The 16,313-nt window shown below is 62.8% G+C and carries 11 protein-coding genes and 1 riboswitch; of the genes, 3 read left to right on the top strand and 8 right to left on the bottom strand.

All coding sequences use genetic code 11. The features are described from left to right. Positions 1-215, bottom strand: a riboswitch (cobalamin riboswitch). 6 nt (positions 216-221) lie between these two features. Further along, on the bottom strand, positions 222-2,990 hold the full coding sequence (gene pepN, locus EPD80_RS06955; protein WP_142810596.1) for an aminopeptidase N: 2,769 nt from the start codon (positions 2,988-2,990) through the stop codon (positions 222-224). A gap of 10 nt (positions 2,991-3,000) precedes the next feature. Then, positions 3,001-3,444, bottom strand: a complete 444-nt coding sequence (locus EPD80_RS06960; protein WP_142810598.1) for an RDD family protein — start codon at positions 3,442-3,444, stop codon at positions 3,001-3,003. Positions 3,445-3,985: 541 nt separating this feature from the next. On the opposite strand from EPD80_RS06960, the gene EPD80_RS06965 reads away from it, so the two are divergent. Genes EPD80_RS06965 through EPD80_RS06975 form a run of 3 tightly spaced genes read left to right on the top strand, consistent with a single transcriptional unit; the run spans position 3,986 to position 8,909 of the window. Then, complete coding sequence (locus tag EPD80_RS06965) at positions 3,986-5,614, top strand: acyl-CoA dehydrogenase family protein (protein ID WP_142810600.1); 1,629 nt, start codon at positions 3,986-3,988, stop codon at positions 5,612-5,614. Next, positions 5,607-7,196: an AMP-binding protein gene (locus tag EPD80_RS06970; protein WP_142810602.1), complete on the top strand. Its 1,590-nt coding sequence runs from the start codon at positions 5,607-5,609 to the stop codon at positions 7,194-7,196. The genes EPD80_RS06965 and EPD80_RS06970 overlap by 8 nt, the downstream gene beginning before the upstream one ends. Before the next feature lie 36 nt (positions 7,197-7,232). Beyond that, entirely contained in the window at positions 7,233-8,909 is a 1,677-nt protein-coding gene (locus EPD80_RS06975; protein ID WP_221928900.1) for a class I adenylate-forming enzyme family protein, read from the top strand. 56 nt (positions 8,910-8,965) lie between these two features. Here the strand turns inward: EPD80_RS06975 and EPD80_RS06980 are convergent, their stop codons facing one another. The 6 genes from EPD80_RS06980 to EPD80_RS07005 are packed head-to-tail and all read right to left on the bottom strand — an operon-like array spanning position 8,966 to position 16,307. Further along, positions 8,966-9,739: an SDR family oxidoreductase gene (locus EPD80_RS06980; protein ID WP_142810604.1), complete on the bottom strand. Its 774-nt coding sequence runs from the start codon at positions 9,737-9,739 to the stop codon at positions 8,966-8,968. Positions 9,740-9,752: 13 nt separating this feature from the next. Then, positions 9,753-10,610, bottom strand: a complete 858-nt coding sequence (locus EPD80_RS06985) for an SDR family NAD(P)-dependent oxidoreductase (RefSeq protein WP_142810606.1) — start codon at positions 10,608-10,610, stop codon at positions 9,753-9,755. Between the two features lie 10 nt (positions 10,611-10,620). Then, complete coding sequence (locus tag EPD80_RS06990; RefSeq protein WP_142810608.1) at positions 10,621-11,799, bottom strand: acetyl-CoA C-acyltransferase; 1,179 nt, start codon at positions 11,797-11,799, stop codon at positions 10,621-10,623. A gap of 28 nt (positions 11,800-11,827) precedes the next feature. After that, complete coding sequence (locus tag EPD80_RS06995; RefSeq protein ID WP_142810610.1) at positions 11,828-13,927, bottom strand: 3-hydroxyacyl-CoA dehydrogenase NAD-binding domain-containing protein; 2,100 nt, start codon at positions 13,925-13,927, stop codon at positions 11,828-11,830. A gap of 41 nt (positions 13,928-13,968) precedes the next feature. After that, a complete protein-coding gene (locus EPD80_RS07000) occupies positions 13,969-15,099 on the bottom strand; it encodes an acyl-CoA dehydrogenase family protein (RefSeq protein ID WP_142810612.1) in 1,131 nt (376 codons plus the stop codon). A 14-nt stretch (positions 15,100-15,113) separates the two neighbouring features. Next, positions 15,114-16,307 (bottom strand): acyl-CoA dehydrogenase family protein, encoded by a 1,194-nt coding sequence (locus tag EPD80_RS07005; RefSeq protein WP_142810614.1) that lies wholly within the window; start codon positions 16,305-16,307, stop codon positions 15,114-15,116. Positions 16,308-16,313 lie beyond the last annotated feature (6 nt).

Consider the following 16,313-nt stretch of genomic DNA (forward strand, 5'->3'; position numbering starts at 1 on the left):
CTGCGCCCTGCGTTCCTGGCCGGTCTCCGGGCTCGCGAGATTTGACGCGCCGCCTTCCCGGGCATCAAGCCCAGTGGCATTTCGGCGCGCCCGCACTCGCCTACCGTTGCGGGGGCAGCAGCGGCTTTGCCGGACAAACACATCCGGCGCACCGCTTTCCCGTTTCACCGCGCCGGGAGAACCCCGGCCGCGGCACCAGAAACGTGAGGGGTGATTCTACCTCAAGTCGCCCCGACCTCCCCCTCGGCCATGCGATCGAGGATCTCGCGCACTTCGGCCGAACGGGCCTGGCGGCGGGTCGCCTCCAGCACGGGGGCAAATGCAGCGCGATACGGTTCGGCCCAACGCCGCCAACGCTCCAGCGCCCGGGCAAGGCGCGATCCGACGATGGGGTTGGTCGCATCGAGCCGCAGCACCGCTTCCTGCCAAAAGACCCATGCCGGCTCGCCGGCCGCGCAGGCTTCGGCGAGGTTGTTGGCGAAGAAGTTGAGCACCAAGGCGTAGACCTTGTTCGGGTTGGTCCAGCGAAACGCCCGGTGCTCGGTCAAACGCTGCACGCGCGCGAGCACTGTCCCCGGAGCACCGTGCCAGGACCAGCGCATCGCCTGGCGGGCGAACCACTTGTCGAGCACCAGATCGTCTTCGGCATAGCGCGACTCGAAGGCGGAGAGCAAGGTCTCGCCCAGCGCCTCATCGGGGTGCGCGAGCGCCGCATCGAGCGCCGCCAGCCGCTCGGTGAGATTGTCAGCGGCGGCAAACGTGCGCGAGCAGCGTTCATCCTCACCCAGCAGCGCCTTCATGCGCCAGGCAAACGCGGCGAGCGCACGCCGGCCTGCTTCCAGGGGATCGTAGCGATAGGGGCGTGTAGCCCCGGAATCCCGCCAGCGCGGCCACAGCTCCCGTCCAGCCCGGGCAAGGTCGATCGAGGCCCGCACCAGCGCAGTACGCAGGCGCACCGGATCGGCCGGCGTCATCGTCTCCAGCAGCCAGCGCTCACCGGGCAATGCGGCGGCCTTGATGCGGAACATCGCATCGAGCGATTCATCGGCAAGCAGCTGTTTCCAGGCCGTGACGAAAGTCTCGTCGAGCGTTTCGGTTTCGCCCTGGGTCAGCCGCAGCACCTGGCGCTGCGCCCAGCTCTGCGCCGCATCCCAGCGGTTGAAGGCGTCCGAATCGTAGGCCATGCGATGGCGCAGTGCCTCGTCCGGCTCCTCGAACACCAGGCGCACCGGCGCCGAGAACCCCCGCAGCAGCGAAGGCACCGGCTTCGGCCCCGGCGGCAGACCGATGAATTCGAGCGTGAGCGCCTCGTCGGTCAGGGTGAAGAGGCGGGTCGTCGCGCCCACGGCGGTGTCGCGCGGCGCGATCGGCCGCATCCCTCCGGCTGGCGGCGCTTCGGGTGCGGGTACGGCGTCGCGCTCGTCGGCGAGCACGAGCGGCAGGTCGCGGCCGTCGGCACCGAGCAGCCCCAGGCGGACGGGCAGGATCACCGGCCCTTTCTCCGGCTGTCCGGGCGTGGGTGGGGTGAATTGCCGCAGACGCAGCGTGTAGTGCCCCGTTTCGCCGTCCCAGTCTTCCTCGACCACCAGCCGCGGGGTCCCTGCCTGTTCGTACCAGCGCAAAAACGGCGCCAGGTCGACGCCGTTCGCCTCGGCCATCGCTGCGACGAAGTCCTCGCAGGTCACCGCTTGGCCATCGTAGCGCTCGAAGTAACGATCCATCCCGGCGCGAAAGCCTTTTTCCCCCAACAAGGTGTGCAGCAGCCGGATCACTTCGGCGCCCTTTTCATACACGGTGGCAGTGTAGAAATTGTCGATGGCGCGGTAGGACTGGGGGCGGATGGGATGGGCCATCGGCCCCTCGTCTTCGGGGAACTGCGCCGTGCGCAACGTCTGCACATCCTCAATGCGTTTCACCACCCGGGCCGAATCCGCTCGCTCGGACCCCACGGCCTGAGCCAGCTGGTCGGCGCTGAACTCCTGCTCGCGGAACACCGTGAGCCCTTCCTTCAAAGTGAGCTGGAACCAGTCGCGGCAGGTGATGCGGTTCCCCGTCCAGTTGTGGAAATACTCGTGCCCTACCACGGCTTGCACCGCGGCATAGTCCGCATCGGTGGCCGTCTCGGGGCTCGCCAGCACGTATTTCGTGTTGAAGATGTTGAGCCCCTTGTTCTCCATCGCCCCCATGTTGAAATCCGACACCGCCACGATCATGTAGCGGTCGAGATCGAGCACGCGTCCGAAACGCCGCTCGTCCCAACGCAGCGCCGCCTCGAGCGATGCCAGCGCCCAATCCGCCCGTGGCAGGTGTTCGTCCTTGACCCACACCTGCAGCAAGGCGCGACGCTCATCGGCCAGCCCCACTTCCCGCTCGAGAGCTTGCAAATCGGCCGCCACCAGCGCGAAGAGATAGCACGGCTTGGGGAAGGGATCGACCCATACCGCCCGATGCCGCCCTCCGGGTAAACGCACCGTCTCCTGCAGATTGCCGTTGCTGAGCAGCACCGGATAGCGCGCCTCGTCTGCCTCCAGCGTCACGTGAAAGCGCGCCATCACGTCGGGACGATCGGGAAACGGCGTGATGCGACGAAACCCCTGCGCCTCGCACTGCGTGAACAGCCCCGTGCCCGAGCGGTACAGCCCCGAGAGCGCCGTGTTGCGCGCCGGATGAATACGCACCACCGTTTCCACCCACGCCTCGGGCCCGCGCGCGCCATAGAGGCGTAGGCCAGAATCGTCATACACGAACCCGCGTCCCCCCGGCCCGGACTGCGGCGAAAGCGGCTCGCCGTCGAGCGTCACCGAAACGAGCTCGATCTCCTCGGCATCGAGTACGATCGGCTCCTCTTCGCTCATCCCCTCCCCGCGCACGCAGTGCAGCCGCGCCCGCACCTCGGTCGTCTCCTCGTCGAGCGTAAAGGAGAGCCGCACCTCGCGTACCGACCACTGCGGCGGCCGATAGTCCTCGCGTCGGATCAGATGTTCCGTCATGGTTCGTTCCTCATCGTTTCGGCGGCAGCAGCACGAGTCGCGTGCCGGCCAATCGGTCATGCAAGAATTGTCCCTCGGCATCGACCAAGGCCCACAGTACCCCAAGCCCCGTCAGCCACGAAGGCCAGCAGAGCACATAGCGCCACGAGCACTGCCGCAGACGCGGCGGCGCACCCTCAGGGGTCACCAGGCGCAAGCGCCAGGTCTGCATCGCCAGCGTCGCCCCCAGGCGCCACCAGCAGCCCACGAAATAGGCACCCAACAGCACGAAAAGGTGGAGAAAAAGCCAACCGCCGGCGGCGATCTTTCCCCAGAGCGTCCCGACCAGGATCCACGGCAGCATGAATCCGACCCCCACGATGCCTCCCAACAACAGCAGCTCGTAGAGGGCGGAAGCCAGCCGCCGTGGCAGCGGCGCGAACACCGCCACGGTCTTGCATCCCTCGTTTTCCATGTTTCGCTCCGAATTGGTCAATACAGATGCCGTAAGGCATGGAAGACGCGCTGTTCACCACCACGTTTACGGCCGTCTCGGCGGCGACGAACTGGAACATGCCAAAGATGTGATAACGGTCAGGTTCCGGATCATGGCCTCGACGGGCGTGACATGCCCCAGGGCTTTCTAGGGAGAGTGGGGATTGTACAGCCAGACGTCGCGCCGAATCGTCGCTTTGGGCCCTTCGAAGCTATCGAACCGGTGAGTCGGTACATCTCTGCCGTGTCCGCAGAGGACACGCTCGTCAGAAGCGCTCTGCCGTGTGAGAACTGGCTTGCGCCATCCTTCGCACCGACCCGTTTTATACCAAAAGAATTATAAGTTCGGGCGAAAAATCCTTGAACGGATTCTCCAGCACCACGCTTCGTCGTTCGAACCCTCCCCTCGGGTACCTGCCATTGCCTCGGGGTGGCCATGTCGTGGCCATTGACAGTAGATTGAAATTTGTTTATAGAACCAAAAATGAAATCAAAGCGTGTCGTCACGCGAGGAGGAGGTGATGCAATTCCAATCTTATGCTTACGGCAAAAATCATTATCACTGTGACGACGTGCTTCCCGCGGTATTGCGTCTTTTTTGGGCACAGGTGGGTGAGCGCGAAGAGCGCCTGACCCGTTGGGGCGAGCTCGTCGGCGGGGAAGCTTATCGCGTCGGGGCGCACGTTGATCAGGAAGCGCCGCCGGTCTTGGTGATGCACGATCTGGACGGCAACCGAGTCGATCGCGTGCGCTTGTCGCCAGCCCAGGAAGCGCTCATGCCGCGCCTGGCCCCCATGATGGCTCCACCCTACGAGGGCGGCAGCTGGCTCGAACACTACGCTTTGGGGTATCTGTTGGCCGACCCTGGGCTGTACTGCATTTTGACCATCACCCAGCAGGTGGTCTATGCCATCCACAAATATGCGCCCGAACACGCGCACTGGCAAAGGGAGTTGCTCGCCGGTCGCGCTTGGGGGGCAACGTGGATGACCGAAATCCAAGGGGGTAGCGACCTGGGGGCCAACCGCACGGTGGCGCGACGTCGCGACGACGGGCTGTGGTCTTTGAGTGGAGGGGACAAGTATTTCGCGAGCGGCGCGGGCTTGACCGACGTGGCGATCGCCACCGCCCGTCCCGAAGGGGCCCCGGCTGGCCCCAAGGGCTTGGCCCTCTTTCTCGTGCCGCGGTTGCGGCGCGATGGTTCGCTCAATTATCATGTGCGCCGCCTCAAGCACAAGAGTGCGACCCGGGCCGTCCCTTCGGGCGAGGTCGAGCTCGAGGACAGCGAAGCCTACTTGATCGGTGAGGCCGATAAGGGCATCTACTACACTTTGGAGAATCTCACCGCCTCGAGGCTGGCGAACGCGGTCGCGGCGATGGGAATCGCACAGAAAGCGCGCCTTGAAGCCTTGTGGCGGGTGCGCCGGCGCAGTGCCTTCGGTGCTCCGCTACGGGAGCAGCCGCTGATTCGCCGCGATCTCGTCGATTTGGCGGTTCGTCAGGCGGGGGGCACGGTCTTGGCCTTTTGTGCGGTCCAGGCGTTCGACGAGAGTTGGCACGAGACACCCCCCTATTCCTCACGTTACCACTATGCCAGGTTTCTGTCGCACCTGGCCAAGAATCGGACCGCCGAACATGCCGCCGAGAGCACGCGTTTGGCCATGGAGCTTTTCGGTGGACTCGGTTTTCTCGAGGAATACGCCGTGGCGCGCTGGCACCGCGAAGCCCTCATCACCCCGATCTGGGAGGGGCCGAGCAACATCCAGGCGCTCGATCTGCTCGAAGCCATCGGCAAGAAACAGGCGCACGAGCCCTTTGTCGAGCGTTTTTCCGCGCTGCTCGAACGTTCCGGTACGCCACAGGCCAAGCGAGCGCGGGCACTCATCGAGACCGAGCTCGCCGCCCTGACTCGCCGCTCGGCACGCCAGGCACAATGGTACGGCAAGCAATTGCTCACGCGCCTAGCCGATGCCGCCACCGTGGCATTGCTTGATCGCTTGGCGGAAGCGGCCGGAGAGCGCTTTGCGAAACTCTCGGCGCTTTATGCCTGCCGCTTCATCGAGGGTGAGGAATATCCCGACTGGGCGTTGGATGAACCTGGTTTGGGCATGCCAGCCGAAATCGAGGAGGAGGAGGAAGATCATGCGTGAATTCGTCGTACATCAGCTGCTCGCGCACGCCGTTGCCGAGCACCCCGAAGTCGAGGTGGTCAGTCCCCCACGGCGCTATTGCTACGAAACGCTACAAAGCCGGGCGGTGGCGCTCGCCAATGGTTTGGCGCGCCTGGGGATCGGTCGCGGCAGCGTCATCGGCGTGATGGATGTCAACAGTCATCGATACCTCGAACTCCATTATGCGGCTTCCATGTTGGGGGCAGTGCTGCATACCATCAATTTTCGTTTGGCTGTAGAAGACATCCTCTATACCATCCACCATGCCGAGGATGAATGGTTGTTCGTCTGGGAAGGGTTTCGCGAACAAGTCGAACCCTTGCGCCCTCACTTTCCCCGTTGGGTGTGGTTGACCGATGGCGACGCCTCGCCCGAATCGGGTGTACCGACACTGGAAGCGCTCATCGCGGAGGGGGGCTCTGGATGGCCGCCGCAAGCCGACTCGATCAGCGAGACCGATACCCTCTCCATTTTTTATACGACCGGCACGACCGGCCGACCCAAGGGGTTGCGCTACCGGCATCGCGATATGCTCCTCGCCTCCTTCCAAATCTTGCACCATCTAGGGTTGCACGAGGGAGGCGCGCGACCATCTAGCCGCGACGTCTTCATGCCGCTCATCCCCTTTTTTCACATCCATGGCTGGGGTACTCCTTTCTTCGTCCCTTATCTCGGAGCAAAGCTCGTCCTGCCGGGGCGGGCTGGGCCCAAGGAACAGCTGGCACTGATCCAGCAAGAAGGTGTGACGTGGCTCAACATGGTGCCCACTCAGCTCGACATGTTGCTCGAGGCAGCGCGTGAAGAGGGTCTGCAGAGGCTCCCGCTCAAAGTTCTGACCGGGGGCAGTACGCTGCCGGCGGGGCTGGCACAGCGGGCTCGCGTTGCGGGCATTCGCTACAGCCTCATCTATGGTGGCTCGGACCAGCTGGCCACTGCCATCTCCGTGGTCCCCGAAGGGCTCGATCCAGAGAGCGAAGAGGCCGCAGAAGTACTGCGTACCGGCACCCGTCCTTTGCCATTGGTGGAGGTCGAGGTGCGGGGAGACGATGGGTGTCCTGTACCCTGCGATGGTAAGACCATCGGGGAAATTTACGTTCGTAGTCCTTGGTTGCCGCAAGGCTATTACAAGGACGAAGCGGCGAGCCAACGCGCTTATCAGGATGGATGGTTTCGTTCCGGAGATCTGGCGGTGCGTCTTCCCAACCGTCTGCTCTATGTGGTCGATCGCGATAAGGATGCCATCAAGAGCGGCGGCGAGTGGATTCCGAGCGCCGTCCTCGAGGCGATCTTGTCGCGTCACCCGCAGGTGGGGGCGGTGGCCGTGCTCGCCCAACCCGACGAACGTTGGGGCGAGCGGCCGGTGGCGGTGATCGCAACGCGCGGTCCTTTGGACGAACAAGCCGTGCGGGCTTATCTCGAAGAGCGGGTACAGGCTGGAGAAATCGCTCGCTTCTGGTTACCTGACCGCTATGTATTCGTCGACAGCATCCCTTTGACGAGCGCGGGAAAACTGCACAAAGCGGCGCTGCGTAAACGGCTTGGTCTCGACCACGCTCGGTGATGTCATCGAACCTTCCCACAAAAAGGAGGAGCACAAATGAATGACCCACGGATGGCGGATGGACGCCCCTGGACCCAGCTCTACGCACCAGGCGATCCTACCGACCTCGTCGTCGAGCACAACGATGCTCTCTCGATGTTCAAGGCCGCAGTGGCGCGTGCCCCCGAGCGCGCTGCGATCTTGTATTTCGACGGCAAGCTCACTTTCGCCGAACTCGATGCCTTGAGCGATGCTTTGGCATCGGCCTTACTCGAGCATGGTGTACAGCGCGGTGATCGCGTAGCCCTATTCTTGCAGAACATTCCCCAGTTCATCATCGGCGAGCTCGCGGCCTGGAAGCTCGGAGCGATCGCCATGCCGATCAATCCGATGAATCGCGAGCGAGAGCTCTCGATCCTGCTCGAGGATGCGCAACCCAAGGTGATCATCGCACAAGAGTCGTATTACCACGACGTCGTTGGCAAGACGCTGGCCACGCACCCGGTGCCGCTGCGCATCAGCACTTCCGAACTCGATTTTCAGAATCGCAACGATCCCCGGGTTTTGGGGCAGAGCCACCGTCAACGCCCTGAGGGAACGTGGGATTTGCTCGAACTCGTCGAACGCCATCGTGGGCAACGGCCGCCAGTGGTGCAATATGCCCCCTCGGACGTCGCCATGCTCGTCTATACCTCGGGGACCACTGGGGTGCCCAAGGGCGCGATGAACACCCACGGCAACGTCACCTTTACGGCCCAGGTCTATCGCGATTGGATCGGGGTGCGCGAGGGCGCACCGATCCTAGCGATCGCCCCGCTCTTTCACATCACCGGGCTCATCGGCCATATCGCTTTGTCTTACCTCGTGGGCGGTCCCATAATCCTTGCTTACCGCTTCGAACCGGGAGTCATGCTCGATGCGATCGCCGAGTACAAACCCGAATTCACCGTGGCGGCGATCACGGCGCTGATCGCGATGATGAACCATCCCTCAGCCAAGCCAGAGAGCATGCAGAGTTTTCACGCGATCTATTCTGGTGGCGCACCGATCCCACCTACTGTGGTCGAAGAATTCGAACGCAAATTTGATCAGTACATCCGCAACGCCTATGGTCTCACGGAGACGACTTCGCCCGTGTCGGTTACGCCGCGGCATCTGCGTAGTCCCGTCGATCCGGTCTTCGGTGCCCTGTCCGTCGGTACGCCCACGTTCAATACACACGTGCGCATCGTCGACACCGAAAATGGTCAGGTTTTGCCGCCGGGCGAAGCCGGGGAGATCGTCGTCAGAGGGCCGCAGGTGGTGGCCGGTTACTGGAACAAACCCGAAGAGACGGCCAAGGCGATCCGCGAGGGGTGGTTCCATACCGGCGACATCGGCGTACTCAATGCCGAAGGCTGGCTCTTCCTCGTCGATCGCAAGAAAGACATGATCAACGCTGCTGGCTATAAAGTTTGGCCGCGCGAAGTCGAAGACGTGCTCTATACGCACCCCGCGGTGCGCGAGGCGGCAGTGGTGGGGGTGCCCGATCCTTATCGCGGCGAGACGGTCAAAGCCGTCATCAGTCTGAAGCCAGGAGCGAGTGTCACGCCCGAGGAGATCATCGAGTTCTGCAAGGAACGGATGGCCGCCTATAAGTACCCGCGCATCGTCGAGATCCTGCCCGAGTTGCCGAAAACACCGACGGGCAAGATTCTGCGTCGTGAATTGCGTGGTGGGCCGAACAAGGGCTGAAACGCGAGCGGGGCGCTCAAGGGGCGCCCCGCTTTTTAGCCGTGTGCCACCGCTGCTCAGATGATGCTTGCACCACCGTCTACCGCGAGATATTGGCCGGTGACGTGACGTGAGGCTTCGGAGGCGAGATAGACGACGGCCCCTTTGAGATCTTCGTTTCCACCGAGTCGACGCAGAGGCGTGAGTTCAAGCACCTGTCGTTCCAATTTTTCGAGCAAACCCTTGGACATCTTCGAGGGAAAGAAGCCCGGGCAGATCGCGTTGACGTTGATATTGTATTTTCCCCACTCCGCGGCGAGCGCGCGTGTGAAGTTGACGAGCGCTCCTTTACTTGTGTTATAAGCAATCGTCATCATTTGTGGCGGATTGCCCATGAGTCCTGCGATGGAGGCGATGTTGATGATCTTGCCGCTGCGCCGCGGGATCATGCACAGTTTGCCAACGCGCTGGGTGAGAAAGAAAGTACCATCGACGTTGAGCCGCATCACTTTGTTCCAGGCTTCCGCCGGATAGTCTTCCGCCGGAGCTCCCCAGGTGGCCCCGGCATTGTTGACGAGGATGTCGATCGGGCCGAACCGAGCAATCACGCCGTCCACGAGCGCCGGCAGGGAGTCGAGCTCGGCGAGGTCATTGACGAACGTCTCGACCTCGACGCCCTGAGCGCGCAGATGCGCTGCGGCTTCTTCCAGTTCGGCTGCCTTACGCGCGGTGATTGCGACTTTGGCTCCCATTTCGCCGAGTGCTTCGGCCATCTGCAGACCAAGGCCACGCGAACCGCCGGTGATCAGGGCGACTTTACCTGTCAGATCGAACAATTGTTTCACACTCATGGAGAGCTCCTTGCTATGAGGGGCGGAAAGCGAGCGGATCGAATGGGTCGTGCTCACGTTCGACTGCCTCGGCTCGCGCTCGCACGAGCGCTTTCACTTTGGGATGGGGGAAGACGTAGAACCGACCTTCTTCTACCGCTTGCAGCGTGATTTCCGCAATTTGCGCCGCGGACAATCGACCCCGCTCGACCGCCTGCCGCATCTGCTCCTGCCGACGAAGGCGAAGTTCGCTCGGAGGTGCGGTGTCGGCGAGCTCGGCCGGACGGTTACGGGCGGCGTCAACGATGGCGGTGGGAAAGAACGCCGGGCAGAGGACGGTTACGCCGATCGATGCGCCGGCATCCTTGAGATCCAGGGCCAGGGTCTCGGAGAGCGAGACCACCGCGGCTTTCGTTGCGTTGTAGATGCCGCTGCCGGGCGGACTCATCCAACCGGCGGCCGAAGCGGTGTTGATCACATGCCCTTCGCCTTGGGCGATGAGCCGCGGCACGAAGGCCTTGATTCCCCAGGCAACGCCCAATAGATTCACGCCCAGCACCCAGCGCCAATCCGCCTCGGTGTATTCCCAAGCCGGTCCATTGACCGAGACCCCTGCGTTGTTGAAGACGAGGTGGGCAGCGCCGAACTGTTGCCAGACGAACTCGGCAAGCTCCTCGACTTCGGGCAGCTTGGCCACATCGACGCGCCGCGCGAGACAGCGGATCTGAGGCGCTTCCTCGCCGAGTCGGGCAAGCGTGCCTTGCATCCCGGCTTCGTCGACATCGGCGAGGACGACGTGCATGCCGCGGCGGGCACAACATGAGGCGAGCTCTCGCCCCAGGCCGCTACCACCTCCCGTGATCACCGCAACCTTGTCGCGCAGCGCTTTCATCGGTTGCTCCTCAAACGACTTCGAAGAGGCCGGCTGCTCCCATACCGGTGCCGACGCACATCGTCACCACGACGTATTTGGCTCCCCGCCGCTTACCTTCGATCAAGGCATGACCGGTGAGGCGCGCTCCACTCATGCCGTAGGGATGGCCAACGGCAATGGCCCCGCCATTGACGTTGAGTTTCTCGTCGGGGATGCCGAGGCGGTCGCGGCAGTAGATCACCTGCACCGCGAACGCTTCGTTGAGTTCCCACAGATCGATGTCGTCGACGGTGAGCCCATGGCGCTGTAGCAGCTTGGGAACGGCGAACACCGGGCCGATGCCCATCTCGTCGGGTTCGCAGCCGGCTACGGCGAAGCCGCGGTAGATGCCGAGCGGTTCGAGGTTACGCCGCTCGGCTTCCTGCGCGCTCATCAGGACACAGGCCGAGGCGCCATCGGAGAATTGGCTGGCGTTGCCGGCGGTGACAACTCCGCCTGGCATCGCGGGGCGGATCTTGCTCACCGCTTCGAGCGTGGTGTCGGGACGGATGCCTTCGTCTTTGGCGATCGTCACCTCTCGCGTGACCAAGGCCCCGGTTTCGCGATCGGCCACACCCATGAGGGTGGTCATGGGGACGATCTCGGCGTCGAACTTGCCAGCGGCCTGGGCGGCGGCGGCGCGCTGCTGGCTGCGCACGCCGTATTCATCCTGCGCCTCCTTGGGAATGTTGTAGCGCTTGGCCACGGTTTCGGCCGTCTGCAGCATCGACCAATAGACGGCGGGTTTGTGCTCGGCGAGCCACTCTTCCTTGAGGTAGGTCGTGTTGAGATTGCCTTGCACCGTAGAAATCGACTCGACCCCTCCAGCGACCATGACGGAAGCTTTGTCGACGAGGATGTGCTGCGCCGCCATGGCGATCGCTTGCAAACCAGACGAGCAGAAGCGATTGACGGTGACGCCAGCCACGCTCACGGGAAGCCCGGCGCGCAAAGCCGCCATGCGCGCCACGTCGTTGCCGGTGGAACCTTCGGGCAGGGCACAGCCCAGGATGACATCGTCGATCTCGGCGGGATCGACCTTGGCACGGGCAACTGCGTGCTCGATCGCATGGGCGGCGAGCGTCGCGCCATGGGTCATGTTGAAGGCTCCGCGCCAAGATTTGGCCAGCGGCGTGCGGGCGGTGGAAACGATCACGATTTCAGTCATGTAATTCTCCTAGCCGAACAAGGGGCTTTCATTCGCTCTCGTTGAATTTCTTGCCTTCCTCGGCAAGCCGGGCGAGCAACGGGGCAGGTTCCCAGAATTGGGGCTCGGGGTGGCCCTGCTCACGGATCTTCTCCATCGTGCGCACGACGTTGAGCAGTCCGCACAAGTCGGCGTAGAACATGGGGCCGCCGCGATAGACGGGGAAACCATAGCCGGTGAGGTAGATGAGGTCGATGTCGGAGGCGCGCAGCGCGATGCCTTCTTCGAGAATCTTTGCACCCTCATTGACCAGCGCCAACACGCAGCGATCGACGATCTCCTGGGCCGTGAACTTGCGCGGCGTGATACCCAGTTCCCGGCGCACCTCCTCGATGATCTTGTCGACTTCGGGGTCAGGGATCGGATCACGGCGACCGGGCTCGTAGCGATAGTATCCGGCGCCCGTTTTCTGTCCGAATCGGCCGAGCTCACAGATGCGGTCGGCGATCGGCAAGCGTTTCATCTCCGGATGCTCTTCATAGTGGCGCTTGCGGATGAACCAGCTCACGTCGTTGCCGGCGAGATCCGACATGCGGAATGGCCCCATGGCGAAACCGAATGCTTCGATGGCGCGATCCACTTGCTGCGGCGAGGCGCCTTCTTCCAGCATCAGCATGGCTTCACGCGAATAGCGGGCGATCATGCGGTTGCCGATGAACCCATCGCACACGCCGGCGACCACCGCAGTCTTCTTGATCGTCTTGGCTAGTTTCATCGCGGTGGCGAGCACGTCCTTGGCGGTCTGGGCGCCACGCACCACTTCGAGCAGACGCATGACGTGTGCCGGGCTGAAGAAATGCAGTCCGATCACGTCTTGGGGCCGTTTGGTGAAGCTGGCGATCTTGTTGAGGTCGAGGGTCGAGGTATTGCTCGCCAGGATGGCCCCGGGTTTGCAGACTTCATCGAGCTTGCGGAAGACCTGTTCTTTGACGTTGATGTCCTCGAACACCGCCTCGATGACGAGGTCGACGTCGCGCAGATCGTCGTACGACAAGGTCGGATGGAGCAGGGCCATGCGCTGTTCGACTTCCTCGGGTTTCATCTTGCCGCGTTTGGCCCGATCTTCATAGACGCGGCGCACGTTGCCGATGCCACGCTCGAGGGCTTGTTCGTTCATCTCGAGCAGCGTCACTGGGATACCGGCGTTGAGGAAATTGATGGTGATGCCGCTGCCCATGGTACCGCCGCCGATCACGCCGACTTTCTTGATTTCGCGCGTGGGGGTGTCGGCCGGTACATCCGGAATCTTGGAGGCCGCCCGCTCGGCGAAAAAGGCGTGGCGCAAGGCTTTCGATTCGTCGGTTTGGATGAGATGGAGGAAGCCGGCGCGTTCGACTTTCAAGCCCTCGTCGAAAGGCTTCATCACAGCCGCCTCGACCGCTTCGAGGCACTTGAGCGGTGCGGGGTAGGGTTTGGAAACAGCGGCCACGCTCTGGCGGGCGAAGAGGAAGTAGGCTTCCGGTTTGGGGTGGGCGACGGAGAGGTCGCGCACGCGGCGGATCGGGCGTTTTTCCTCGATCACGCGGCGGGCAAAGGCGAGCGCTTCTTCCAGCAGGTTCCCTTCGGCGTAGGCGTCGAACAGAGGGGAGCCCTTGAACTGCTTGGCCGGCAGCGTGACCCCGGAGACGATCATATTGAGTGCGGCCTCGGCGCCGATCAGGCGCGGCAGGCGCTGGGTACCACCAGCTCCGGGCAGCAGACCCAGTTTGACTTCGGGCAGGGCCACCTGAGTTTTGGGGTCGGCGACGCGGTAATGGCAAGCGAGCGCGAGCTCCAACCCTCCGCCCATGCACACCCCATCGATGGCGGCGATTACGGGTTTGTTCGTCGTATCGAGGTAGTTGATGACGGTATGCAGGCTAGGCTCGGCGAGCATCTTCGGCGTATTGAACTCGCGAATGTCGGCTCCGCCGGAGAAGACGCCGTCGGCGCCGATCAGGACGAGGGCCTTGACGGCTGAATCCTTTTCGGCCTGACGGATCCCATCGAGTAACCCCCGGCGCAATTCGTAACCCAGTCCGTTGACCGGGGGATTGTGCATCTTGATCACGGCGACGTCACCGTGGACTTCGTATTGAGCAGCGCTCATGGACAACTCCTTGGTAGCGTGGAAAACGGTAAGCACCCGGCTCAGGCCGCTGATACCTCCATCAAGGAGGAGAAGCGATCGAGGTGGAAATCCACATCGCCGAGCACGTGGTCGATCATGACTACGCGTTTGGCGTAGTGCGGCATCGAGTATTCCCAAGTCATTCCGATGCCGCCGTGGAGCTGGATCGCACTCTCGGCGACGAACCGCCCCGATTTGCCGATGAGCGCCTTGGCTGCGCTCAGGGCACGGTCGCGGTCGATCCCAGTGTCATCGACGTGGGCCGCGGCCAGCAAGGTGATGGAGCGGCTCTGCTCGAGCCGGATCACCATGTCGACCATACGGTGTTGTAGCGCCTGGAACTTCCCAATGGGTACGCCAAATTGCTGGCGAGTCTTGAGATATTCGAGGGTGAGCTCACAGATTACTTCCATTGCTCCGACGGCTTCGGCGCACAGGGCCACGAGGCCATAGCCGATGGCACGGTCGATGGCCTGGGCCGCTTGCTCGGGAGCGGCCAGGAGCTCCGCTGGGGCCGATTCGAGCTGAATCTCGGCGGCGCGCAGACCGTCGATGGTGGTATAGCCGCGCACTGTCACGCCAGGACTCCTGGGATCGACGAGGAAGAGGGCGATCCCTTCGGTGGCGACTCCTTCGCGGGTCATCGCCGAGACGATGAGTCGATCGGCATCCTGGCCGTGCAAGACGACGGCTTTGTGGCCACTGAGCACATGGCCGCCATCGCGAGCTTGGGCATGAGTGGAGAGAATGGCGCCGTTGTAGCGCTCGCCCGGTTCCCAGTGGGCGAAGGCGAGGAGCGTTTGCCCAGCGATCACTTCTTCGAGAAGGGAGCGAGCACGTTGGGAATCGACCGTGGCCAGCACGGTGCCGCCGAGCACGACGGTGGCAAGATAGGGTTCGAGCGTGAGCGCTCGCCCTAGCGCTTTGGCTACCAGCATGAGCTCGATTCCGCCGCCGCCGAAGCCGCCGACTTCGTCGGAGAACGGTACACCCAGGATGCCCAATTCGGCATAGCGATGCCACAGTTCGCGGCTAAAACCTTGCGGGGACTGCAGAAGTTTTTGCCGGGTCTCGAAAGGATATTGTTCGCGCAACAGACGGGAGAGCGTCTCTTGCAGCATGCGCTGTTCGTCTGACAGTTCGAAATTCATGGTCGATTCCCTCCTCACAATCCCAGGATCATCTTGGCGATGATGTTGCGCTGAATCTCGTTCGAGCCGCCATAGATCGAGACCTTGCGGTGGTTGAAATACTGCGCCGCCAGCGGGGGGGCGTACTCGGGGCCGACGTCGATCGGTTGGTCGGTGTCGAAATATTCGGGGAAGAAGGGAAGGGCGTAGGGGCCCACGGCGCGGCGCATCAGATCGGTGATCTCTTGTCGCAGCTCGGATCCCAGAATCTTGAGCATGGAGCTTTCGGGACCAGGGGCACCGCCTTTCTCGGCATCGGCCACGACCCGCAGGTTGGTCATCTCGAGGGCCATCAGTTCGACTTCGACCGCTGCAACGCGGGCGCGGAAAGAAGGGTCTTCGATGAGCGGTTTGCCGTTGTTCTTCTCGCGGGCGGCGATCGCCTTGAGCTGCCGTAGCCATTCCTTGGCCTGACCGACGCCGGCGATACCGGTACGCTCGAAACCGAGTAGGTACTTCGCACAGGTCCAGCCCTTGTTTTCTTCGCCGACGAGGTTCTCGAAGGGTACCTTGACGTTCTCGAGGAAGACTTCGTTGACTTCATGCTCACCGTCGAGCAGGAGCAAGGGGCGAACCGTGACGCCCGGGGACTTCATGTCGATGAGCAGAAAGGAGATGCCTTCTTGCGGTTTGGCCTTGGGATCGGTGCGCACGAGGCAGAACATCATATCGGCGTAGTGGGCATAGGTGGTCCAGGTCTTCTGCCCATTGACGATGTAGTGGTCTCCGTGACGCTCGGCCCGGGTCTTGAGCGAAGCGAGGTCCGAGCCGGCACCGGGTTCGGAGTAGCCTTGGCACCACCAGTCTTCGTTGCGCAGAATGCGGGGAAGATATTTTTCTTTCTGCGCCTTCGTGCCGAACTTGATGATCACTGGTCCGACCATCCCCACGCCGAAGGGGATGATCCAAGGAGCGCCGGCAGCGGCCGCTTCTTCTTCGTAGATGTGGCGCTGCACTGGGCCCCAGCCTGGACCACCGTATTCCTTCGGCCAGTGCTGTGCGAGCCAACCCCGCTCGGAGAGGATGTTCTGCCAGCACAAGAAATCCTCTTTTGTGAGACGCTTGCCGCTCTTGACTTTTGCCGCGAGTTCCGGGGGTAGCTTTTCGCGGATGAATTGCCGCACTTCTTCACGGAAGGCAAGCTCTTTCTCGTCGTAGTGGATGTCCATGGTCTT

It is taken from the genome of Tepidiphilus olei (assembly GCF_006980705.1).
Classification (GTDB): Bacteria; Pseudomonadota; Gammaproteobacteria; order Burkholderiales; family Rhodocyclaceae; genus Tepidiphilus; species Tepidiphilus olei.

Coding starts and splice junctions, on each gene's coding strand:
- pepN (WP_142810596.1), bottom strand. CDS start 2,990: ATGACGGAACATCTGATCCGACGCGAGGACTATCGGCCGCCGCAGTGG.
- EPD80_RS06960 (WP_142810598.1), bottom strand. CDS start 3,444: ATGGAAAACGAGGGATGCAAGACCGTGGCGGTGTTCGCGCCGCTGCCA.
- EPD80_RS06965 (WP_142810600.1), top strand. CDS start 3,986: ATGCAATTCCAATCTTATGCTTACGGCAAAAATCATTATCACTGTGAC.
- EPD80_RS06970 (WP_142810602.1), top strand. CDS start 5,607: ATGCGTGAATTCGTCGTACATCAGCTGCTCGCGCACGCCGTTGCCGAG.
- EPD80_RS06975 (WP_221928900.1), top strand. CDS start 7,233: ATGAATGACCCACGGATGGCGGATGGACGCCCCTGGACCCAGCTCTAC.
- EPD80_RS06980 (WP_142810604.1), bottom strand. CDS start 9,739: ATGAGTGTGAAACAATTGTTCGATCTGACAGGTAAAGTCGCCCTGATC.
- EPD80_RS06985 (WP_142810606.1), bottom strand. CDS start 10,610: ATGAAAGCGCTGCGCGACAAGGTTGCGGTGATCACGGGAGGTGGTAGC.
- EPD80_RS06990 (WP_142810608.1), bottom strand. CDS start 11,799: ATGACTGAAATCGTGATCGTTTCCACCGCCCGCACGCCGCTGGCCAAA.
- EPD80_RS06995 (WP_142810610.1), bottom strand. CDS start 13,927: ATGAGCGCTGCTCAATACGAAGTCCACGGTGACGTCGCCGTGATCAAG.
- EPD80_RS07000 (WP_142810612.1), bottom strand. CDS start 15,099: ATGAATTTCGAACTGTCAGACGAACAGCGCATGCTGCAAGAGACGCTC.
- EPD80_RS07005 (WP_142810614.1), bottom strand. CDS start 16,307: ATGGACATCCACTACGACGAGAAAGAGCTTGCCTTCCGTGAAGAAGTG.